Below are 22,919 nucleotides of genomic sequence, written 5' to 3' on the forward strand. Positions count from 1 at the left end.
CAGCGCGATGAGTGAGGTGATCTGGGATAGCGACGGGTATTACGCGCAGACCGGGCCGTTCGGAGAGGGCGGCGAGGCATACATGTCCTCGAATCCTTGCGGAGTGCTGAGTGCGCTGGAAGGATCGCCCGGAGTCGTGGAAAACCAGCGAGGACTCATCGACCAGGTCGCGTCGGACTGTGCCGTCTACCGGCAGATGGATACGTCCATCCAGCAACCGGCCGCCGTGGTGCCGGCCCCGGTCACTGGGGCCGGTACGGCGGTGCAGGCAGGTCCTACCCGGGAGGATTCCGCCGAGCGTCAAGGCGCGCCGGCTGTCTCGCCGTCGGCCACCGTGACCGCCCGGCCGTCGCGGGGGAGTGTCAACAGCACCGATCCCGCACGCTCCGTCTTTGACCAGTGGGCACCGATCGCTCCCGACGTACTTGCGACGTGGGTCGCTCCTCTGGGTGCCACAGACGCACAGGTAGCGGAGACACGTGACAACCTTGCTCACAACCGGCCCGCGGTGGGCGAGATCCAGATGGACTTTTCGTCTCCTGTCGCCCAACGACCCTCCGTCGTGGCAGACCCCATCGACCTGTTTTCGGGTCGGCTGTCGCTGCACTACGTCGACCTGGAAGTGCCGACCCGCGGCATTCCACTGCGATTCCAGCGTTCGTACCAGAGCGGAAAGCCCTATTTCGGGCCATTCGGATACGGCTGGGATCACAATTACAACGTGTACCTTCGCCCGCTGAACAACGGCGCTCTGGCGTACTGGACGGGTCGGCTGCACGAATCGATCTTCAGCGCCGACGCTGGGGGCTGGAGACCTGAAGTCGGGCTGGCGGCCCGCCTCGAGCGATCAGGTGGGCCCGGTGACGTTTTTGAGATCGTGTTTCCGGGTGGGCTTCGGTACAGGTTCGAACGGCCCTCCGGGTGGTCGTCGACGGAGCGGATTCCCCTGGTCCGCATCACGGACCGGCATGGCAACCGGGTTCGCCTCGTTTACGACACCATGGACCGGGTTCAGAGTGTGTTCGATGACTCCGGACGTGGGCTGGTGATGGAATACGGGATGTGCGGGTTGCTTGAACACGTTCGCGACCATACGGGTTCCCGGCATGTGCGCTACGACCATCACGACGAGCGTGAGCTACTGATCCGTGTCATCCAACCCGCAACCGCGCAGTTCCCTCACGGCGTTTCGACGGTCTACGACTACGACGTGCGAGCGGCGCACCCGGCGATGCGCAGCAACATTCTGCGAGTGCTCGATTCAAACAGGCGAACCTACCTGCTGAACGAGTATGCAGGCCCCGAGGTGGGCTGGGCATTCAACTCGGTCACCCGGCAGCTATACGGAGGGCACGAGTACCAGTTCGAGTACGCCCAGCTGCAATACGTCCCCGCTGATGCCGCTTTTGTTGATCTGCCGGCATCCCGCACAAGTGTGCGATCTCCTGATGGCGCGCTGCGCCTCCATACCTTCAACTATCGTGGCGACCTCCTTGACCTTCGATACCGGCTCAATCGCGATCGAAGTTACCGGGTGGTGCAGAGCCGGTTCCGTTACGACGGCCACGGCAATCTGGTCGAAGCGGTGGCACCTGACGGTCGCCGCGAGGTGACCCTGTACGACGACACGAATCCCAACCCATGTGCGCGCGGCAACCTCCTCAGGGTCGAACGCGTCGCAGCCCTGCCTGCTCTCGCACCAAGCCGCATCATCCAGCGCAACCGGTACGATCCGACCTTCCAGTTGCTGGTCGAGAGCGTCGCCGAAACCGGCGCGACGACCCGATATGTCTACGACTTCGATACAGGGGATGCCCAGGCATCCGGTCGACTCGTACGCATCGAGAACCCCGACGTCACACTGCCTGACGGTTCGTCGCAGGGCGGTGTGGCCACCATGAAGTCCAACAGTTCCGGTGACCTCACCGAGTTCACCTCGCCGGAAGGTCGGCGAACCACGTTCGATTATGTGGTCGGGGGTATCCACAACGGGTTCCTGGCGCGCCTCACCCAGGACGCAGACGGCGCCGCTGTGCAAACTGCTTTCGACTACACCGCGGCGGGCTTTCCCGCTCGAGTCACTGCCCCGGGTGGCCGAGTGACCACCGCCGTGTACAACGCCCTCGGCCAGGTCGAGTCGCTGGCGCCCCCTCCCGTCAACGGTTCCGCTGAGCCGGTGCGACAGTGGTTCGGCGACGATGGCTCACCGGTGCGCGTCGAGCGACCACGGGGAGCAGCGGTAGATGCGGGGCTGGACGCCACCGGCGCCTCGGCCATCGTCGACCTGGTCGAACGTGACGTCCGCGGCACCATCATCGGCGTGAGCGTTGCCTCGAATTCCTCGACGCCGCGATCCTGGCACAGCCGTGTGGACTACCTGGGCAATCCGATCCGTACCACCGACTCTTCCGGGGCACTGGTGGAGCGGCGGTACGACGAGCGCGGACTGGTGATTCGGGAACGGCGCGGGCGTGGGACACCCGACGCGACGACAGAAGTGTTCCGTTATGACGTGGCCGGGCGGCCGGAGCGGTCCACCGACATCCTCGGTCGAGTGACCACCGTCGACTATGACGGGTGGGGGCGCGTGCGCAAAATAGTCTCCCCGGGTGGCGCCCGCCAGATGCACCGGTGGGGTCCCGGTGACCGCCTTGAGGAGGTCACCGAGGAGGGCAGCCCTGGCGAGGGGGAACCGGAACGGGTCCTCACCCGATCGACCTATGGATATGACGAACGCAACCGGCTGACTTCAGTCACATCATGGGCGTTCACCATCGATGTCAGCACGGCGACTCCTCTGACAACGACCTATTCCTATGACCGCGACGACCGCCTGCGTCTGGTTGAGCTACCTCACGGCGCCACACTGCACTTCGACTACAACGGCGTCGGGCGGCTTGTTTCGGCGCGGGATGCCTCGGGCGGAATACGCGAATATCACTATGGCCCAACCGGCGACCTGGTGCAGATGACCGAGGCCGGGCTGGGGCCGTCCCTCTTGGTGACCGACTATTCGTACGACGCCCGCGGCCGGGTCATCGAGATCACCGCGCCCACGGGCGGCGTGCGGTTCGACCGGGACGAGCGCGGGGCGGTGGTGGCCCGCCACGAATCCGGTGGCGTCTCCACGCACCTGAAACACAACGTCTTCGGCGAGGTGGTCGAGTCGGTCCGTGATCCAGGCGTCATTCCCGGCGCCGTGGCTTCTCGCTCCCGCTGGGAGTACAACGAAGCGGGGCAGATCGTCGGCTACTCCGACCCAACCGGCGCACACAGCACGTGGCGGTATGACGCACTTGGTCGTCGCATGACCACCACGCTGGCCGATGGTTCGAGCTGGCACAGCTCTGCCGATGTCGCCAGTCGAACAACAACCGAATCAAGCCCCGGCGGGAGTCGCATCGTCCAGACCGCCGGGAATTCCGGTCAGGTCATACGTTTGGACGTTGCCCCCGGACCTGGGATGGAGGCCGTGTCGACGCACTCCAACACGTACGACTGCCTCGGGCGCCTGGTCTCCGCAACGAGTGGTGCCGGCACGGTCCGGCGCCGTTGGGACAGCCTGCACCGGCTGGTCGACGAGACAACGGCGGCAGGGACGGTGCGGATGCTGTTCGACGATGTCTCCGGAGCGACCACCCTCGTCTATCCCAACGGCCGCAGGGAACGCACCGAGTTCGACCAGGTGGGGCGGCCGGTGACCGTCACGGTACTCGACCCGGGTCCATCGGGCACGTCCGACGAGTCCGCCGGCGACGTTCTCGCTGCCGTCGGATACAAGGGGTCGCCAGCCACAGTCACCCAAGGCAACGGCGTCGAGACCTCGATGGCCCGCGACGCGTTCGGTCGCCTGATCGCCGTCGATCACCGGCGTGGCGGCGTTGTCCGCGATTCCTGGCGGGCGCGGTACGACGAACGCGGGAGACGTGCGCTCGTCCAGGTCGGATGGCCCTCCCCGCACAGCATCCTGCACCGCTTCGACGATGGCGATCGCCTGGTCGAGGCGAGGTGGAATTTTGCGTCGGAGCCGCTATCGGACACGTTGCCAGGAATCGCCGCTCAGGCAGCGGCGATCGCCTCAGCCAACGTCGCAGCAGCCTCAGCACTCGAGAGTGATACCTTCGCGCTGGAACTTTCTGGCGCTCGTCTTCGGCGCACCTGCGTGCGCGCCGGCTCGGCCACGATCGTCGAGGATTCGATCCTAGGTCCCGACCATCGCCCCGTTTCGATCACCTCCAGCGGCGGTACTGCGGCCGGCACTGAGGTTTTCACCTACCACCAGGAGGGAAACCGCACGGGTGATGCGTCGTTCACCTACGACATCGACGCCCTGGGCCGCGTCGTTCGGGTGAAGGATGCCGCCAGCGGCACCGTGGTGCAGGAGTTCGGGTATGACGCATTGTCGCGAATGGCCACCGAGACTCGGGCAGGTAAAACCTATTACCGCGCATTCAGCGGCGAAACCTGGATCCAGGAGAACGCGGTCGGCGTCGGCGGGATGGGCCCTCGCCAGCGCACACCGCACCCGATCTGGGATGTCCCACTGTGCGTCCGCGACGCCACCGGCACCTTCTGGCCGCAGTACGACGGTGGGCTGACTACCTCCTCTGTGGCTGATTCGACCGGGGCAATCGTGGAACGCCACTCGTGGGATCCGTTCGGTGTTCTCGCTCGGTTCGCCGCCGACGGCATCACGCCGCTGCCCAGTTCGGTGGTCGACCCGGTGTGGCGCGGCATGCCGCTCGCAACCGGAATCGGCCGCCTGCTGACTCCCGCACGGATGTATGACTCGCGCACGGGTGTTTTCCTTGCCCGGGATCCGGCACTGTATCTCGATGGTCCGGCCCCCTACGTGGTGGCCGGCGCCAACCCTGTCGACTTCGCGGACCCCACGGGGCTGGCGAAGCAGCCATCCGGGATGCCGCAAACACCGCGACCGGCCACAACGCCATCGGCGGGCCTGGCCATCACAGGGTCGGCGCCGACCCCGCTGCCACCGGACTGGACGACCACCGTCGATCCCACCTGGACGTACCCGACGACCAAAGACACGGTTTTCCCCGCTGTCACGGGGTACGACACGGGCAATCGCGCCGCGAACGTCGTCGTCAACAAGGTTCTGCTGCCCTGGCGCAACCTTCTCGCGTTCTGGGAGAACGCTGCCTTTGCCACCCTCACTGGCGTCGACCGAGCGCTGAACTCGAGCCCCGTCGGGATGGAGTACCGCGCCGCCCAGGACATGATGCCCCTGTTCCGCACGTGGGGGCTCGCGGTCGAACTGACGCCTGCAGCACTGGACGCCCTCAAGGTGTACGCTCGCGCCTCCGTCGACGTTGCGAAGTGGGCGGTCAAGGCCCCGGTTCCTCTGGTGCTCTCCAGTGGAGGCGGCGGGGGTGGCGTCTTACCGCTCCGGTCGGCGGCGGCTCGAGCCGCTTTCGGCTGGGGCAATGGCATGATCGATATCGGTGAGGGGTCTCTGGGCTTCTCCAGCTACGGCACTGCCCCTTCCGTCGTGAAGGCGCTCGGGATGTCGGGCATGGAGATGGAGAACATGCACATGCTGCCCCAGGCGGTGGGTAAGGCGTTGCCCTCTGCCTTCGGGTACAACGCCAATCGCGCTCTGACAACGCCGGCGCCGCGTCTTCTTCACGGCGCATGGGACCGCACGTGGACTCCGGTTTGGAACGCTGCGGTCAAGAATGGCGCGCGGATGACGGGCGACGATGTCTACCAGATGCTGGTGCAGGCACTCGAGAACCCTCGTCCTGACGCGGCAGGGAACGTGTACCGGTTCTCTGCCGAGGTGCGCGGAACGATCATCTTTGCGATCGAGTCGGAGTTCAAGGCATTGGGAATCGAGGGGAGCACTGTCATCCTGCCCGGGCCATGAGGAATCCTGTCTGCGAGGTGACATTGCTGTTGCCGGGGGAGCGCCGGCACTGAAGAATGTCCCCATGAGTGAGCTGGACGAAACACAAGCCATCGACCAAGTGATCGACCGTCTGGCGGGGCGGTTCCCGAGCCTCGAACGCGACCATATCGCGGGCGTCGTCGAAGATGAGCATGAGCAGCTTGCCGCTGGTCGGGTGCGCGACTTCGTCCCGGTTCTCGTCGAGAAGGCGGCGAAGAAACGGCTCAAGAAAGAAGCAAAGGCGACTAACACCGCGACCGAGGAGCGTGAAGCTATGGCTCCGCTCCCGGACAGCGATTGGGCCCCTGACCCGATGGAAGTCGAGCGTGCAAGCCGCGAGGGCCATCACGGACCCATGTTTGGTGATGCACTCGGTGGATCCCATCGAGGTTGATCGCTGACGATGTTCAGCGTCGCGCCGGCGCGGTCGCAGGAAGTCCCGGTCTCTTCCCGTTCACCGGCGGGCTACCGGGCGGCAACCGACATCCTGTTGCGTTGACCTTGTCAGAGTCGCCTCGGAGGGAAACAGAATCATGTCGCAGCAGGAAACACGGAAAAGTCTGCCGATGGCCGGCCACACCAAAGGCAAGCGCAGCCCGGTGACCTGCCAGCTCAAGTGCGGCAACGCCTGCGCGATGGGCGTCTGCAACCAGAGCGACAATGACTACTTCAAGGACATCGTCGGCGTGGCTCTGTCCCGTCGTTCGGTCTTGCTCGGCGCGGGTGCCGGCGCCCTGGCCCTCACTTTTGCCGGATTCGACACCCCATTCGGCGGCACGCCTGCCGCTCAGGCTACTGGCCGCGGGCTGTCGTTCACACGCATCGCTCCCGTGGACTCCATGGTGGACGACTTCACGGTACCCGCCGGCTACCAGTGGGCGCCGATCATCCGCTGGGGCGACCCGATCCTGGCCGGTGCGCCCGAGTTCGACATCGACAACCAGACGGCCGAGGCGCAGGCGCTCCAGTACGGCTACAACAACGACTACCTCGACATCATCGAGCTTCAGGGCAGTGGTGGCCGCAGCGGCCTCCTGGTCACCAACCACGAATACACCAACCCAGGCATCATGTTTCCGACCGCCGCGAACGAGGAGGAGCGGCTGCAGCAGCTCCGCATCACCATGGCTGCGCACGGCATGGCCGTCGTCGAGCTGAAGCGGAAGAAGAAGGGCCGGCCGTGGACTTATCTGCGGTCCTCCTCCTACAACCGCCGCGTCACGGCATCCACCCCGTTCCGCCTCACCGGACCGGCCGCTGGCCACGACCTGCTCAAGACGCAGGGCGACCCCACAGGCATGACCGCCGTCGGCACCTTCGGCAACTGCGCCGGCGGCACGACGCCGTGGGGCACCGTGCTCTCCGGCGAAGAGAACTTCAACAACTACTTCCGGTCGCCGGCCACGACCGCCGGTCAGAAACGGTACGGACTGTCCACGTCGGCGTCCACCTACGGGTGGGAAGCCATCGAGCCGCGATTCGACGCGGTAGCGAACCCTGGCTACGTGAATGAACCGAACCGGTTCGGCTACATCGTCGAGATCGACCCGCTCGACCCCACATCCACCCCGGTCAAGCACACCGCCATGGGGCGCATGAAGCATGAAGGCGCCAACGTCACCGTCGCGCCGGACGGCCGGATCGTGGCGTACATGGGCGACGACGAACGCTTCGACTACCTGTACAAGTTCGTGTCGCACAAGACTCTGCGCAAGGGAAACAGTGCCAAGGCCCGCGCACACAACAAGACGATCCTCGAGACCGGTGATCTCTACGTCGCCCGCTTCAGTGGCAATTCACCGGCCGCCGAGATCACCGGCACCGGTGCCCTGCCGAGCGACGGTGCCTTCGACGGCAGCGGAAAATGGATGCCGCTCACACTGGATGGTGAGAGCGCCGTACCCGGCTTCACCGTCGAGGAAGTGCTCGTGCACACCCGTCTGGCTGCGGATGCTGTCGGCGCCACGAAGATGGACCGCCCGGAGGACGTGCAGCCCCACCCCACCAGCGGCAAGGTGTACGTCGCCTGCACCAACAACACCCAGCGGGGCACGCTCGGCAAAGCGGGTGTCGATGAAGTCAATCCGAAGACGATCAACCGCGATGGCCACGTGATCGAGATCACCGAGAAGAGGAACGACGCCACCGCCACGAGCTTCGCGTGGACCATCCTGCTGGTCTGCGGTGACCCGGCGGTGTCCGGCTCGACGTACTTCGCCGGCTTCCCGGTCGACCAGGTCTCACCGATCTCGTGCCCGGACAACCTGGCCTTCGACAAAGCTGGCAACCTGTGGATCTCCACCGACGGTCAGCCTGGCACGATCGGCTACAACGACGGTCTCTTCCGGGTGGGCCTGAAAGGCGCCGATCGGGGCCGCGTCGACCAGTTCCTGGCCGTGCCGCGAGAAGCGGAGACCTGCGGCCCCATCATCCGGGACGATGAACGGATGGTCTACGTCGCCGTTCAGCACCCGGGTGAAGACGGCAGCTTTGCTGACCAGCACTCGTACTTCCCGGACTACACCGCAGTCAACCGCACGGGCCTGGTAGCGGCGCCCCGTCCGTCGGTCGTGCAGGTGTGGCAGAGCTAGGGGTTCCTGTTCGTTGCGCCGCGTGCATGAGTCGATATCCGACGTTCCTGTCACAGGAAGGCGGTCCATCCGGACTTAGCTTGCAGAGCCGGTGACCGACCATCATCGGGGACCCCGCGCGGCTGACGCCGCTCCTGGACCCGGCAATCGCTGTAGTCGTCGACTCCGGCGACGAGGATCACCTGTGTCACTGGAACCGAATCTGAGCGGCTTCCGCAAGAAGCTCGCGCGGGCGGCCTACCACGCGGACGCCACGGGCAGAGTGCCTACGCCACAACCTTCCTGCACTCCTGGACAGGACGAAGAAGGGCAACGATCCGCGCCGTGCTCTCAGAGGGAAGCGCAGCCGGAGCCGCTGCAACAGCCGCTGGCATCGCAGGGAATGATCCATTGGTGTTCTGCGCGACGAACCGCTGCAATTGAGACACCACGAGTGCTCCCGTTGCGGTTCGCGGATAGCGCCTCCGCCGAACCGAGCCGCCGACGTTCCCGCCGATCGTCTCGGCGAAGCCCGGCTGAACATCGACCACGATGTCTGCGTGCATGTCCAGTCCCGTGAGTCCCGGGATCTGATCGAACGTGAGCAGAGCGTTGGCGGTGTTCGCGTTCCGGTCCTGCACGATGATGTCGCCGGCCTGCGGGTTGAACTCGGTGATACGGAAGGCCTGGTACGTCCCGGTGCGCCTGCACGCGGTGTCGAACGTCGTCGGGCCGGTCCTGCATCCGAATCTCCGCCGGTGCGCTTCGAGCAGATACTCCCAGTGCCGGCCCAGCGGAGACAGTTTGAGGAGCGACTCCTCGCCTCCGCCGGCGAGCGCCTGCAGGTTCAGGCTCATTCCCGCCCGGCGGACACAACTGTTGATGAACGCGGCGCTCCACGCGATCTCGTTGAGTTTGCTCCTCCTGGCCGCCTGGATGGCGTTGATGACCAGGGTTTCGAGATTGGCGGGAGTTCCGGGTTCGGGGAGTGACCTGATCAGAAGCCGGGCGATCCTCCTGGCCTCGTTGTGCACCGTCCCAGCAGCGATCGAAGCTGCACCGAGGAGTGTCGCTCCGTAGGTCGTGTTCGGCGTCCTGGCGTTGATGACGACCAGGTTGGCAGCGGGAATCCGGGCGCTCTCGGCGAGCCAGTACCGCACCAGGTCACCGAACACCGCGTTCGCCGATTCATCCCGGAGGGCGTTGGCGGAACTCTGCCACCGGGTCTGCTCGTCGCGACCGACCGCGACGACCCGCGCTCGAACTGCCGCCGTCGTGATAGTGGGCACCGTCGGGGTGAAATAGCCGCAGACGTCCCTCACCTCTGCTGTCTCGGACTCGAATGCCGGACTGAATTCGCCTTCCCAGAGGCTCTCATCACCTTCGGTGTCTAGCCCGAGGGGCTCATAACGGTCCGTCTCGGACGATTCGGTGTCGTAGCGGTCGGTCTCGTAGCCTTCGGCTTCGTCCTCCTCTGTTTCGTATCCTTCGCTCTCGTACCCTTCGGATTCGTACCCTTCCGTCTCGCCCTCTTCGTTTTCGTAGCCTTCGGCCTCGTAGCCGTCCATTTCGGCGTACGGGCTTTCCCAGCCCTCGGCTTCACTGGCTTCCATTCCTCCCGCGAACAATCGACTGGGCGTTTTGGCGCCCTCCCACGAGAGCTCGGCGTGCACGTGGTCGGTGTGCGGACTCTGGCCCTTGTACGGCCGCCAGCCCTGGTTGCGCCGTTGCCAGCTCCAGGACCTGCGGTTCCAGATGATGTACTGCACCTGAAGCTCGACGGCGTTGGCCATGAGCCACGCGATATACCTGTCTGCGATGGCCTTCTGCGCAGGGTCGTTCGCGTTCGCGTACAGGTCGAGAGCCCGGCCTTCGGAGTGCACCGAGATGGTGCCCGCCTGCCCGCGGATGCTCCGTTTGTTGTAGATGCCGACCCGCTGCAGCCCGGTGTTTCTGCGCCAGTGGTCGCGCATGGCCAGTGCACCCGGCTGAGGACCCTTCGAGTCGGTCCTCGCACTCTGGTAGGGGACTGTTCCGCGTTGCCGGTTGGATCCGGCGGGCGGCGTGGTGGGAGGCTTCGGCGCAGGAGGTACCGGTGCAGGGGGCGTGGTACCGGCCTTGCGAGCCGCGCGGTGCGCCGCGATGGCCGCTTCGAGCTTCTTCCCTTCGGCGCCACCGACGTAATTCCAGACCGCCCAGCTTCCTCGCACATCCACGTGGGCGAAGGTTCTGGCGAGTCCGACCGCGATGTTCGGTCCGCCGACATCGATCGCGATCTTCGCGATGTCGAGTCCGCTGAGACCCTTGATCGTGATGTCAGCGGCCTGGCCCGAGCAGTGCCTGCTGAGGGTGGGCTCCTTGCCGCGCGACGCGTAGAGCGCCTTGTTGCTGGCCCATGAACGGTAGCCGGATGCGATCCGCACGGGCCCTCCGGCACGGTCCCGGATGGCCTGGAGGAGGCGCACAAGCGCGGGAGAAATGCGCGCGACATCCGCGTGCCGTCCTCCACTGGAGACCAGCTCGCCCACCGTGAAGTTGGCAGACAGCTTCAGGGACCGTTTACTCGCCCCGGTGGCGAGGAGCGGCAGTCCGACGTTCTGCGGGTCCCAGTGTTCCTGGCCCTTACCGGTCGCTCCGGATGCCTGGTCCAGCGTCGCGCCGGACGGGAACCCTTCGCCTTCGAGCACCACACCGACGGGAGACTCCTCCCAGGCGAGGGACTCCGGCTGTGGAATCTGCGTCCGGTGCGATTCCGCCAGGAAGGCTTCTGCTTCGCCCTCTGCGGACTCATCCTCGGTGACGGCATAGCCCGCGTCCTCGAATTCCTCGGTCTCGATTCCCTCGTCTTCATAGGCGCCGGCCTCGTTCTCCTCTGCCTCAAAGCTCTCGGTCTCGTATCCTTCGGTCTCGTAGCCCTCGGTTTCGTAGCCCTCGGTCTCGTACCCTTCCGTGTCGTAACCCTCGTTCTCGTACTCCTCGGACTGGAGGTCTTCGGGCTCGAAGTCCTCCTTCTCGGCGTCTTCGGGCTCGAATCGGTCGTACGCCTCCGCCTCTTTCGCCCCGCTCGAGCAGTCGTACCTGGTCGCGGCCGGCACGTCGACACCGGCATCGGCCAGGAGGGCCCGGCCGAAACGCCTCGGCATGTCCCAGTGCTCGGCAGAGGTCAGCTCCACCCGGAACCTCGGACGGAGGCGGGCGGCGCCCGGTGCGGCCAGGGGCTGGCAGAGCGCCTTCCCCAGCGCCTCGCTGTTCGGTTGCGTTCCCGGGTACTTCCTGGAGCCCCGCCGGTAGAACACGCGCAGCGCTGGGGGCACTGCGGATGGATTCGCCAGTTCGGCAGCGATCCGCCGTCGCGCCCAGGCGAGCACTGCGCCGCTCGAGCCGTACAGACCGTCGAAAACGATCACCTCGTCGGGATCGATGCCCGGGTCGCCGTGACTGAGTACGGCCGACAGGGGAGCGCCGCCGCCGGAATGTCCGGTGAGGATCAGCCGGCCCATCGGTGCGCCGATACCGGTTGTGGCCGTGAAGCGGGCCAGCGAGTCGTCGATGAGCTTCCGAAGCGCGCCGCGAACAGTCAGCTTCGGAAACGAGTAGCCCCTGCCTGTGTCACCGCCGTAGTAATTGCCGCGCGGGAGGATCGCGAGGGTGGGCCGCGTGCGGGACGGCCCGGCACCGCCGGGGCCGGCGAGGTCGAGTCCTGAGATCGGCAGGATCTCGCCACGGAGGTTCATCGCTGCCTTGCTGGCCGAGAAGCCGTGGAAGTGCACGACGATGTCGATCGCCGCCGGGTTCGACATCGCGTTCCAGCGGAGAACCAGATCCGGCGGTGTACCGGCATGGCCGCGGAGCACCGGATGCCGATCCACGACGAGGTCACCGCCCGTCGTCGTGCCGGGGGTCAGGGGAACCGACGGGGGCCTTGGACCGGGAGTCTTCGACGGTGCCGGTCCTCCCTTGCCGCCCTGGGCGCGATGGCGGACGATCGCAGCGATGGCCTGCTTGCCCGCGTCGCCCGTGAGGTAGGTCCAGACAGCCCAGGTCCCGCGCACGTCGACGTGCGCGTACGTGCCCCCGATGCCGACACCGATGTCCGGCCCTCCCACATCGATGGCCAGCCTGGCGATGTCGAGCCCCGACATCCCTGAGATTCGGATGTCCGCTGCCTGGCCGGAGCAGTGCCTGCTCAGCGTCGCAGTCTTCCCGTACCCGGCGTAGACCTCCTTATTGCGAGCCCACGACCGGTAGCCGGACGTGATGCTCACGCTCCTGCCGGCTCGGTCGCGGATCGCCTGAAGGAGCCGCACGAGCGCTGGTGAGATGCGCGCAGCATCCGCGTACCTGCCACCGCTTCTCACCAGCTCGCCGACGGTGAAGTTGGGGGAGAGCTTCTTGCTTCGCAGCGCCGGCCCGGTGGCGAGAAGCGGGAGGCCCGTTTTATGCGGGTCCCAGTGCTCCTGCTTCTCGCCGGTCGCGCCTGTCGCGGGGGAGAGCGTCAGCCCGGACGGGAATCCTTCGCCTTCGAAGACCGGTGCCGATTCAGCGAACGGCTGCTCGTAAGCGAATGCTTCCGACTCGAATGCTTCCGAGTCGAGCGCTTCCGACTCGAGCGCTTCCGACTCGAACGCCTCAGACTCGAACGCCTCTGACTGCTCCACCTCACCGGCTTCCGCACCGTAGCCCGCAAGCTCGCCGCCGAACGACTCCTGGCCGAATCCCTCCTGGAGGTCTTCGGCGGTCACGAAGGGGGATTCGAATCCCCAGAAACCCTCGGCCGCGAATCCCTGATCGGACCATCTCTCGTACATCGTCTCTGCCTTCCCGCCGAAGCGCCTGCCGGCCGTCTACCGTGACGCCAGCTGGGGTCGCCCGCGGACCTCGACCGGAACCTTCCTGGACTTGATGTCGCGGCCCGTCGCAGCGGACCACTCCGTAATGACCCTGCGAGCGTTGGGGCCGAGAGGCGCCGGCCCGGCAGGGGGCAGCGGAGATCCCGGCGGTGGCACGCTCGCGTAGAGGACCCAGGAGAATTGCGGCCCGGCGATCACGTTCGCCTCGATCGTCCGCAGGATGAGTGAGAGGTCGGGGGCCATGGACATCAGGGCTGCTGACTTGCTGTGAGCCGGGAGACCCACCCGCTCGCCCACGATCTTCAACCGGTCCGCGGGGCTGGTCGCCTGGGCCCTGAGGTCGACGATGACCGGCGTGTTGCTGTCGAGGGTGAGCTGAATCCAGCCGACGACGAGGTTGGCGGCGAGTTCTTCCCTGGCGAGCATGGCACGCTGGCGCCTCGACCGAAGCATGAACTGCAGCTGCTCGGCGAGCCGATAGATCCGGTCGTCGTCGGCCGCGTTCACGCCTGAGAGGTTCCGGATGTTCGTGATGGCCTGCCACAGTTCGAACAACAACTCTTCGAACAGGCCGACGAAGGTCGTGTTCGCCGCGGCCGCCTTCTCGTAGACGAACGGCTTGTTGTCTTCGGTGCCGAAAGCGAGGTCCATACCGAACAGGCGCCAGTAGGCGTTCCGCCTCACGGCTTCGGCGTCCGGCCGTACCAGACTTGTCGAGAGCCACGCCGCGACGGGATTGTGGGCGGCGTAGAGCAAGGTCTCCGTGACATCCAGCCAGCGCTGGGTCGCAACGGATGCCACTCCGAGTCCCTCTCCCAGGCGGAATTCCCGCACCACACGCCGCATGATCTGGATCATCCGGGTGTTCTCGAGCATGTAGGAGTAGCCGAAGTGGTCCCACGCCGGGTTCGTCACCGGTTGATAGAGGCTGAATGCCCCCATGGTGAAGAGTGTTCGCCGAGCCGGGCCGGCGGGCACCCCGTTGGGCGCCCACACGTTCGCCGCGTCCCACACCTGCTCCAGGTGGAGCACGAGGTCGAACGGGTCTGCGGCGAGCACCGCGGCGACGGCCTCGGGTTCGGTGAGAGGCGGCAGCGCGGGGTTCAGGGGCGCTCCTGGCGCCGGTGGGTTGACCATTCTGCGCACCAACTGCGGAATCATGATGCTGCTCCAGTTCTTCTGCCGGTTCCTGCGTCGCCATGGAACCCGTCGTCTGAGTACTGCTCGGGATACTGCGGCCCGGGATACGGGTTCTCCGGGTACTCGATGTCGGAAGCCACAGGGGAGTCGTGGAGGAAGCCGACGTCGAGTTCGGTGAAGGGGATCGTGTAGGAGTCGGACCGAACCCGGTCGAGCGACCGTTCCAGGTTGAGGAGCCGGCTAGCAACCCTCGGATCCAACGGTTCTGCGGTCTGCGGCGGTGACAGGTCTTTCAACGGCGCCAGTTCGTCGACGACATTGCCGATGCCGTTCTGCAGCACGTTGATGAGCGTTCCGAAGCCACCGAGGATCTGCATCTCCTGGAACATGCGCTCATTGCTCGCCTTCAGCTTGTCGATCTCGGCGTGCGCGCTCGCGAGCGACTCCGCCGTCTGCCTGGCGGTGGGCGTGGAAGCCCGTTGCGATGCAGCAGACCCCTTCGCGTCGCTCGGCCTCGTCTTGTCAGCCATTTCTCCTCCGATCTCGAGAGTTCTCTATGCCGCCCGCTGTTCGCCGGTCATCCAGCTGCGGGCCTGCTCGATCCATTGCGGGGCTTCCAGGGGCCGCTCGGCCTCCCTGAGTCCGGCCAGCGCGATCAGGCGGATGCCCTCGACCCGGCGCCAGTGCGGCGATGTCCAAAGCGCGGGTCCAGCCTGATGCTCGAGGTCGGCCAGAGCGCTGGGGGAGACGCGTGCCGGATCCAGGATGCTGGTCATCGGTCTTCCTTGCAGCGCTGGGACCGGTGCGTCGAGGCAGGCGCCGGCGAGGGCTGCGAGCCGGGGGATCGCCCGCTCGAGCAGCCGACGCACCGTCGGGTCTGCCAGGCGCAGCGGATGCGACACCATCACCGTTTCGGCGAGTGCATCCCAAGGGCCAGGGCCGTACGCGCGCCGGCACAGCGCGCAGCCGAGCAGTGTGCGCGCCCAACCCACGGGGTGAGGGTCGCCCGCCGGCCAGCGGAGGATCGTCCGTGCATCGCCCACGACATCGTAGAGCGCGGTGACTGACGCAAAACCGGTGTGGAGGAAGGCGAAGACGTCTGCAGCGATCTCGGACGCCCACGGCGTCCACATCCGTTGCAACTCGGGGTCGTCGGCGAGTGTCGTGGCGAGCGACCCGCGGACGGAGTCCGTCCAGCCGGTGAGATGGCTGGCCTGGTGCCCCGTCTCATGGAACAGCGACGTCGGCCGGTACAGGTTGTGGCGCACGATCTTGATTGCCGCGACCGGGTTGATGCTCCCCGGCGTCCACAGTCGGATGCCGGCCCGAAGTATCGATGCGCCCATGCCCTTGTCGACGTAGACCAGGGCGGGGACGGGACTGAGCCCCGATCCGGCCAGCACCGGCGCCATACTGGCAGCCGCGAGCTGGTCGAGGGTCTGGAGTGCTGAGCGCAGATGCGGGCTGGTGCGGGAATTGACGGCGTCGCCGAAGAAGTCCAGGGTGACCTCGACCTGGGTGTAGCGGCGCCGGAATGCCTGGACCGCTCGCGCCGCCGACGGAAGTCTCGCGGCGTCCCGCCGCGCGGATTGCGTGACAAGGGAAGCGGCGCGTCCCATGGCCACGAGGTCGGCCACCAGTCCGGCGAGTTGTCGACGCAGCGGTATTCCGGTCTGCGACTCCACCGAGCGCCAGGCGAGTTCGGAGGCGAACTCCTCCGCATCCAGGAACGTCGTCGCCGCGGCGAGCCAGTGGGCGACCTGGCGTTCCAGGTCGTCGGCAACCAGCCGTGTCGAGGCAGGGCGTGGCGGGGTCATGGCTTCTGCTTCCCGGGCTTCACGATGACGGTACCGCTCGGAGTGCCCCGGAAGGCAGCACCAGACGCCACCGACTGCAGCGTGCCGGCCCCAAGGCTTCCCCGAATGGCATCCCGGACCACGGTCATGCCCGGCACGCCGGTGAGAGTGACGGTGATCGTCACACCGTTGGCCGGTGCTGCCGCCGCCTGAACGAACTCGGCGGACCTCGACCTCGTCCACTCAGAGAGCAGGGGGAGCAGCCACGAGCGCATGGCCCTGCGCATGGCGCCCGCAAGCATGGGCGTCATCCGGTCGGTCACGGGCCCCAGGAGTTCCTCACCCTCTTCGAGTTCCTTGACGATCCGCACACGACCCGATGGAGCCCCGAACGACTTCGCCGCGGAGTCGTAAGCCGCGGTGAGGGCAGGCAGGAGCACGGTGGCGGGCCGGCCGGCCGTTGTGGACGACGCAATCCGTTGCGCATCGGTCTCGGAGAAGTACAGCGCGACCACGATGCGGGACTGCGTTGTGTCGACGACGATCCAGCCCTGGCTGGCGACGCCGGACCCTGGGGCGGTCTGCCCCGTCTGCGGGGCTGGGACGCCTGCTGCCGTCATCGGCTCGAGGAAGTAGAAGCGCTGGCCCGCTGCCACGCGTTGCCGGCTGCGGAGGTAGGCCGGACCCACTGTGACGCCGAGACCAGGCTCCCGAAGAAGCAGGCCGGCGACGGCGGGGGTGAGCGGATGCATCCGGGCTGAGGAGATCCGGCCCCCGCCTCGCCGCCCACGCTCGATCGCCGCGATGCGGCGGAGGGAGGTTCCGACGGTGGCCTCGAAGATGTGCACCCTCACCTTGAGCGGAAGGGCGGCGCCGGCCGCACGAAGCGCCGCAGCCAAAGTGACGCCGCCGAAGGTGGTGATCCGTGCCGCCACGGGAGCAGTCAGCTCAATCTCGGGCGTCCGGTTGAAGCGGCGGTAGGGGCGGGCGCTCCGGGGTCGCCGTGCCACGAAGCGGCCCCCGATGGACGGCGCGCGCCTGGCCCCTGGGCGAACGTAGTTCGGCGGGAAATTCGTGGCCACCGCACGCTCGAACGCGTCAGCGGTCGCGAGATGCATGAGGTCCTCGTCCTCGAGCACGTAGTCCTCAGTCTCGGCGAGACGGCGCACGGTGTCTTCGATGGTCGAGGCGAGCATCGCCGGGACGGCTTCGTCCTCGCGCTCGTACTCCGGCTGCTCCAGGGACACGAGCCTCAGCCCGGTGTCGGCTATCGCCCTGGAGAGCGGCCCGGACACCTGGGGTCCGACCCAGCGGGCGATCAGCTTTCCGAGGTACCCGGCCAGAAAATTGACCACTTTCGGCCGGCCCACGAGGTTGATACCGACCCGGAGAGCGCCGAGCAGGGCTGGTACGAACTGTTCCACCGCCGGCGCGAGATCCTCCCCGTCACGCGCCTGCTTCAGCGTGTCGATGAGGGTGCCTCGCGCTTCGGCCAGGGTCTCGAGTTCCCGGCTCTCTTCCGGACCCTCCTGCTCCTGTCCGTACTGGTCGCCGGCGAGGGATTCGAGTTCCGGCTGACTGCCGCCGACGGAGGTGATCGCCTCGGCGAGGGCTGCGTCGAACGATTCGGCGAGGGCTTCCGGATCGGTCGCCTGTGCCGGCGACGACGCGAAGTCCTCGCCATCCGCCTCACCTTCGAGGGTCTCGGAGGTGATCTTGCTCGCCAGAAGCCTGGCTGGAGCGCGGAGCGGTTCCGGCAGCCGGTCGATCGCGAAGGAGAGCACGCGCTTGAGGATCGGGTTGATGAAGCTCCTGAGCCTGCCGAGCGCCGCAGCGACAAGCGGGCCGGCAACCGAGGTCGCCACTGCCTTCGCCTTCTTGAGGACCGCCCCGACGACGCTCCGTGCCTTCCGGGTTATCGCCTTGATGAAGTCCTCGCCTGCGGGGGAGACCTGTGGCGTCACAGGGTCGTATCGGCCGATGACCTCGGCCAGCCTGGCATCGTCGAGGGACTCCAGGTCGACCCCGGCAAGGCCTTCAGCCAGCCGGTCGAGATACTGTTCGGCCTCGTAGCGGATGGGATCCAGGTGGCTGTAGGCCAGACGCTCCTTCTCGGGACCGGCGGATGCCGGCGCCTCCTCCGAGAACCGCTGCGTGACGACGTCCTCCGTCTCGGCGATGAGCTCGCCCAGGGCCTCGTCGAACGATTCGTCCCTCAGCTCTGCAAACGTCTCGGCGAGCGCCAGGTCGGATTCGCTGGCCGGGATGCCGAGGGTCGTCTCCGCAAACGGGCTCAGGTTCTCGGTCCATGGGATGAATCCGAGCGACTGCGGCGTGCCGGCGTCGCGGGGCTCGCTCGCCCGCTCGGCGAACGGGCTCTCGGAGTAGGTGGGCCCTTCCCACTCGCTGGCCGTGACCGGCTCCTGGATCGTTGACATGTCGATGCTCCGTCCGGCGATGAATCGCATGTTGCCGGGCCGCGATGACGGCCTCGACCCAGTCCACCACCGGGGGCGTCTGGATGCGTGTCCTCCCGCGACCGGGGATCGTCCCCAATGCGTGTGCCCCGCATCCGTTCACTGTCCGAGCGGCGTCTCCGAATCGTCCGGAGTTGGCCGCGTGGATCGGCCGGGCGCCTGCCCACCCGGGCTACGGCCGGTCGTCACCGTTCAGGGCTGCCGTGAGCGACGGATGGGGCGTCACGCCGAGTTCCCGGTGGAGCAGCCCCGCGAAGTCGTGGAACCGCCGCGCGGCCGCATAACGGTTGCCTTCGATGACGTGCGCCCGGATCAACGCGGCGGCGGCCGACTCGCGGAGCGGCTCGGCCGCGAGGGCCGCGATGCCGGCCTGGGTCGCGAGGGCGTGGTGTCCGGCGTTCGCCATGGTGATGCACGCCGCCTCGAGGGCCTGCACACGGAGAAGGTGAAACGCGTCCTGTGCCACGAGCACCCACTCCTCGTGCCAGCCGGGGAGCAGGTCCTCCGAGAGCATGGTGATCTCTTCGAGGGTCAGTTCACCACTGTCCAGGGCGCGCGCGGCGACACGGCGCGCGTCGGGGAGGTCGACGTGCGCTTCGAGGCACAGGTCGTCTGCGAACGACGAGACCCAGCCGGGCGGCGACTGCCACAGCGCGCGCCGCAGGTTCGCCCTGGCCTGGATGTCCGGCTGGTCGGGCCAGAGCCGACCGGCGGCCACTCCACGGGACACCGGGTCGGAATGGAGGGCCAGGAACGTCAGGATCCGGCGAGCGGGCAAGGTCAAACGTGTGGGAGGAAAGACTCCCAGCCTTCCCACAATGGATATCCGCCGCGTCGATTCCGCCATCCCCAACACCTGAAGGTCCTCGCGAGACGGGCGAGTGAAATATGCGTGCCGCGGGGAGAATCGGGTGTGTCTCGTCCGGGAGGCTTCATCGCCTCATTCTTTGACACTCCAACAGTGGCCAGACACGCGGGATACGTCAACCCCGATTTTCTGCCTCCGTCATCGAGAGACGACCCGGACTTCAGGGACCAGCGCTGTGCGGAGGTCTGCCTTCGCTTTCTGGTAGCGACTCCGCGCCGTGGACGCTGGGATGTCCAGGATTTTTGCGGCTTGCGTCAGTGTGAATCCTTCCCAGTGGACCAGTCGGACGAGCTCCGCCAGAGCTGGGTCGAGGCGGGCAATCGCGTCCCGGACCTCGGCGCCGTCGTCGGCAGAGGTTGCCGCCGAGTCATGGTGGCTGTGGCTGCGGATGCGGTCGGCAAGTGCCCATCGGCGGTGCTCGCCACGCGCATGGTTGAGGAGCGTTTTCCGAGCGATCCCGAAAAGCCACATGCGTGCCCGCTCCGATTCCGCGGGGAGGTGGCGAATCCGCCGCCAGGCCGTGACCATCGTCTCACTGAGGAGATCGGGAGCGTCGTCGGGGCCGGCGCGTCGGGCGAGGTACGCCAGCAGGTCGGTCGCGTTCGCCTCGAAAGCCATGATCAGTGCCGCCTCTTCCAGGTGGCGTGTCATTTGTCGCCATTCCAGTTTTCGCCGCTGCAGTGCAGTTGGCTGTGCCACGTCACCGCGGCAAACTCCTTAAAGTCCGAGTCATACTCCGGGAGTTTCGGGGCGGGCAGATCGGTGAGGTCAAACCCTGCCGCTTTCAACGCGTTGGCGGCGGCTTCTTGCAGGGCCTGGTCGTGGGCCGTCCACTCATTGATCTCCGCGGCCTGAGGATCGATGTCGGCCTGGTTCGTCGCTGCCTGCGCAGCTTCAAGCGCTGCGAGATGCTTCGCCACGAACGGATCTGCCGCCGCCTCGATATCTGTGTTCGCGAACCAGTCATCGACCGCGCGGTCCACGCCGCTCTGGATCGTCGGATCATACGTGTCGACAGCGCTGTAGCGGATCTCGCACTCTCCCCACGTCGCAGACGTGTAGCTGTAGGAGCGGTCGGGGTTCTCCAGCCCATTGCCCCACAGCCAGCCCGAAGCCGCCGTCGCGACGCCGGCCCCACCTGCGAGCAGAAGCGCGAGGGTGCCACTGAAAATCGCTGTGCGCCGATACTTCCTCGAGGGACGCGCCACACGTCGCGCATCCGCGAGCATCACATGCAGGTCTTTCTTGTCGATCACCTGTCGCGCCGGCGCCGAAGCGTCCAGCAGGTCATCCAACGGTTCTCGATCCATGAGTTCTTTCCTCGTCTCAGAATAGGTTCACTCAATACCTGTCCGGCGCGGCGCGATTCGTCCACGAAGCAGCAAGATCGCCCATACCCGCTCACGATCACGGCCTGGCCCGCAGGGCTCAGCAATGACCGGTGCGTCGAGCATGGCATCAGCGGAGGAGTCTCCTCCGAGTCCGGGATAGAGCGGCATTGTGGAGAAGCCGCGCGACTGGAACCTCTGGCCCCCGCCGGCCTGCACGCGGTAGAACAGTTTCATGGCCACGTCTTCGCTCGTGTTGGGACCCATGCTGCGGTACGTCGATGAAACGTCAGCGAGCATCTGGGTGGAGACACGAGCCGGATGCCTGGTCACGGTGCGCGCCGAGGGGCGAGCGTGGCAGGCCCGCAGCTTTGCCGTGCACGGGCACAACTACGCGCTCGTGGAAGTCGATCGGCTCGAGCCGGGCACCGTCAGGCCGTACGAGGTGGAGATCGACGGGGTTGTCGTCTGGCCGATTCCGGATTCCGAGTACCCGGCATCCGTGATCGCCACGCGTATGCCGGGCAGACACCCGCGCATCGCGTACGGGTCATGCCGCACGAGTGTGCCCCACGACCGTGCCGGCAACCGTACCCACGGGGTCGACTCACTGCGAGCGTTCGCGCTCGCGGTGGCGGACGGCCGCGAGCCACGACCGGATCTTCTGCTGTTCCTCGGTGACCAGGTGTATGCCGACTCGACCACGGGGGAGATGCAGGAATTCATCCGCAGTCGGCGCGACATCCACCAGGAGCCCGGCGCGGAATTGAAAGACTTCGAAGAGTACGCCCACCTCTATCAACTCGCCTGGTCGGACGAGGCCAATCGGTGGCTGCTCTCGAGCGTGCCCACCGCCATGATTTTCGACGACCACGACATCCGCGACGATTGGAACGCATCGCTCGAGTGGAAGAAGAAGATGGAGGCCACCTCCTGGTGGCACGAACGGATCGTCGCCGGACTGGCGTCGTACTGGGTGTACCAGCACCTCGGCAATCTCTCTCCCCGCGAACGGGCAACAGACGAGTTGTGGCGTCAGATCTCTGGGCACGATGACACATCGTCACTCGAGCTCAGCGCCGCGCTCGACGAGTTCGCGGACCGCTGCGACAGAGACCCGAGCAGTTACCGCTGGAGCTACTGCCGCGACTTCGATGACGTGCGGCTGATCGTCGTGGACTCCCGCGTCGCGAGGGATCTCACGCCCTCGGCTCGCGGGGTGCTGAACGTGCAGGAACTGGCGTGGTTCGATGAGCGGATGGTGGGCGGGTTTCGCCACGTGCTTGTGGGCACGTCGCTGCCGTTTCTCCTTCCTCCTGGACTGCACCACGTCGAGGCCTGGGATGAGGCCATCGCACAGGGCGCCTGGGGTCGGCTGGCCGCGCGGGTCGGCGAGCGATTGCGGCAGGGTTTCGACCTGGAACACTGGGCAGCATTCCAGAACAGCTTCCAGGCCGTCGCCCGGATCGCGACGGAGCTGGCTGACGGTGAGCGCGGCCCATCACCGCTGACCGTGACCTTCCTGTCCGGCGACGTGCACTTTTCCTATCTGGCGGAGGTGGAACGCCAGAACGGCAGTCGCATCGTGCAAGCCGTCTGCTCGCCCGTGCGGAACCCGTTGCCGAGGTTACTGCGCTGGTTCTCGGCGGCGATGTCGTACGGCGCAGCGACGCCTCTGGGGGCGGCGGCCGCGCGCTCGGTTCGGGTTCCCGACCCGCCATTCCGCTGGAAGACCGTGAAGGGCCCGTGGTTCGACAACAACCTCGCGCTGCTGCAGGACGGACCAGACGGTCTCGTCATGACGTGGCACACCGGCGTCGTCGAGCACGGGGACGAACTGCACCCACGCCTCCAGGAGGTCGCATCCATCACCGTGGCGGCGGAGAGGGACAGCACGTTGTCGCCGTGACCACCGGCGGATGGGCGGCGAATCCGGTGGAACGGTCGCAGGTTGATACGGATTGCTCGCACCAGAGCGG

Annotated in this window: 12 protein-coding genes; 4 read left to right on the top strand and 8 right to left on the bottom strand. The window is 66.6% G+C overall.

The window, feature by feature from the left end; translation table 11 throughout:
* Positions 1 to 562 precede the first annotated feature (562 nt).
* The 3 genes from AC1M0F_RS00370 (at position 563) to AC1M0F_RS00380 (ending at position 8,502) form a co-directional block, all read left to right on the top strand.
* The gene (locus AC1M0F_RS00370; protein WP_480236223.1) at positions 563 to 5,890 is read left to right on the top strand and encodes a DUF6531 domain-containing protein; all 5,328 of its coding nucleotides are present in this window, start codon (positions 563 to 565) and stop codon (positions 5,888 to 5,890) included.
* A gap of 64 nt (positions 5,891 to 5,954) precedes the next feature.
* The gene (locus AC1M0F_RS00375) at positions 5,955 to 6,305 is read left to right on the top strand and encodes a three-helix bundle dimerization domain-containing protein (RefSeq protein ID WP_480236224.1); all 351 of its coding nucleotides are present in this window, start codon (positions 5,955 to 5,957) and stop codon (positions 6,303 to 6,305) included.
* Positions 6,306 to 6,477: 172 nt separating this feature from the next.
* The gene (locus tag AC1M0F_RS00380; protein ID WP_480236225.1) at positions 6,478 to 8,502 is read left to right on the top strand and encodes a PhoX family protein; all 2,025 of its coding nucleotides are present in this window, start codon (positions 6,478 to 6,480) and stop codon (positions 8,500 to 8,502) included.
* A gap of 266 nt (positions 8,503 to 8,768) precedes the next feature.
* On the opposite strand, the gene AC1M0F_RS00385 is transcribed toward AC1M0F_RS00380, so the two are convergent.
* From AC1M0F_RS00385 to AC1M0F_RS00420, 8 genes are all read right to left on the bottom strand, one after another.
* Complete coding sequence (locus AC1M0F_RS00385) at positions 8,769 to 13,289, bottom strand: DUF2272 domain-containing protein (protein ID WP_480236226.1); 4,521 nt, start codon at positions 13,287 to 13,289, stop codon at positions 8,769 to 8,771.
* A 36-nt stretch (positions 13,290 to 13,325) separates the two neighbouring features.
* On the bottom strand, positions 13,326 to 14,468 hold the full coding sequence (locus tag AC1M0F_RS00390) for a hypothetical protein (protein ID WP_480236227.1): 1,143 nt from the start codon (positions 14,466 to 14,468) through the stop codon (positions 13,326 to 13,328).
* Positions 14,469 to 14,488: 20 nt separating this feature from the next.
* A complete protein-coding gene (locus tag AC1M0F_RS00395) occupies positions 14,489 to 15,001 on the bottom strand; it encodes a hypothetical protein (RefSeq protein ID WP_480236228.1) in 513 nt (170 codons plus the stop codon).
* Between the two features lie 24 nt (positions 15,002 to 15,025).
* Positions 15,026 to 16,288 (bottom strand): hypothetical protein, encoded by a 1,263-nt coding sequence (locus AC1M0F_RS00400; RefSeq protein ID WP_480236229.1) that lies wholly within the window; start codon positions 16,286 to 16,288, stop codon positions 15,026 to 15,028.
* On the bottom strand, positions 16,285 to 18,705 hold the full coding sequence (locus AC1M0F_RS00405) for a hypothetical protein (protein WP_480236230.1): 2,421 nt from the start codon (positions 18,703 to 18,705) through the stop codon (positions 16,285 to 16,287). The genes AC1M0F_RS00400 and AC1M0F_RS00405 overlap by 4 nt, the downstream gene beginning before the upstream one ends.
* 211 nt (positions 18,706 to 18,916) lie before the next feature.
* A complete protein-coding gene (locus AC1M0F_RS00410; RefSeq protein ID WP_480236231.1) occupies positions 18,917 to 19,522 on the bottom strand; it encodes an AfsR/SARP family transcriptional regulator in 606 nt (201 codons plus the stop codon).
* Between the two features lie 228 nt (positions 19,523 to 19,750).
* The gene (locus AC1M0F_RS00415) at positions 19,751 to 20,263 is read right to left on the bottom strand and encodes an RNA polymerase sigma factor (RefSeq protein ID WP_480236232.1); all 513 of its coding nucleotides are present in this window, start codon (positions 20,261 to 20,263) and stop codon (positions 19,751 to 19,753) included.
* Positions 20,260 to 20,922 carry a hypothetical protein gene (locus AC1M0F_RS00420; RefSeq protein WP_480236233.1) on the bottom strand — a complete coding sequence of 221 codons (663 nt, stop codon included), beginning with the start codon at positions 20,920 to 20,922 and terminating at the stop codon, positions 20,260 to 20,262. Before AC1M0F_RS00420 ends, AC1M0F_RS00415 begins: the two co-directional genes overlap by 4 nt.
* A gap of 253 nt (positions 20,923 to 21,175) precedes the next feature.
* On the opposite strand from AC1M0F_RS00420, the gene AC1M0F_RS00425 reads away from it, so the two are divergent.
* Positions 21,176 to 22,849, top strand: a complete 1,674-nt coding sequence (locus tag AC1M0F_RS00425; protein WP_480236234.1) for an alkaline phosphatase D family protein — start codon at positions 21,176 to 21,178, stop codon at positions 22,847 to 22,849.
* Positions 22,850 to 22,919 lie beyond the last annotated feature (70 nt).

This window comes from Mycetocola sp. Y719, assembly GCF_056713205.1.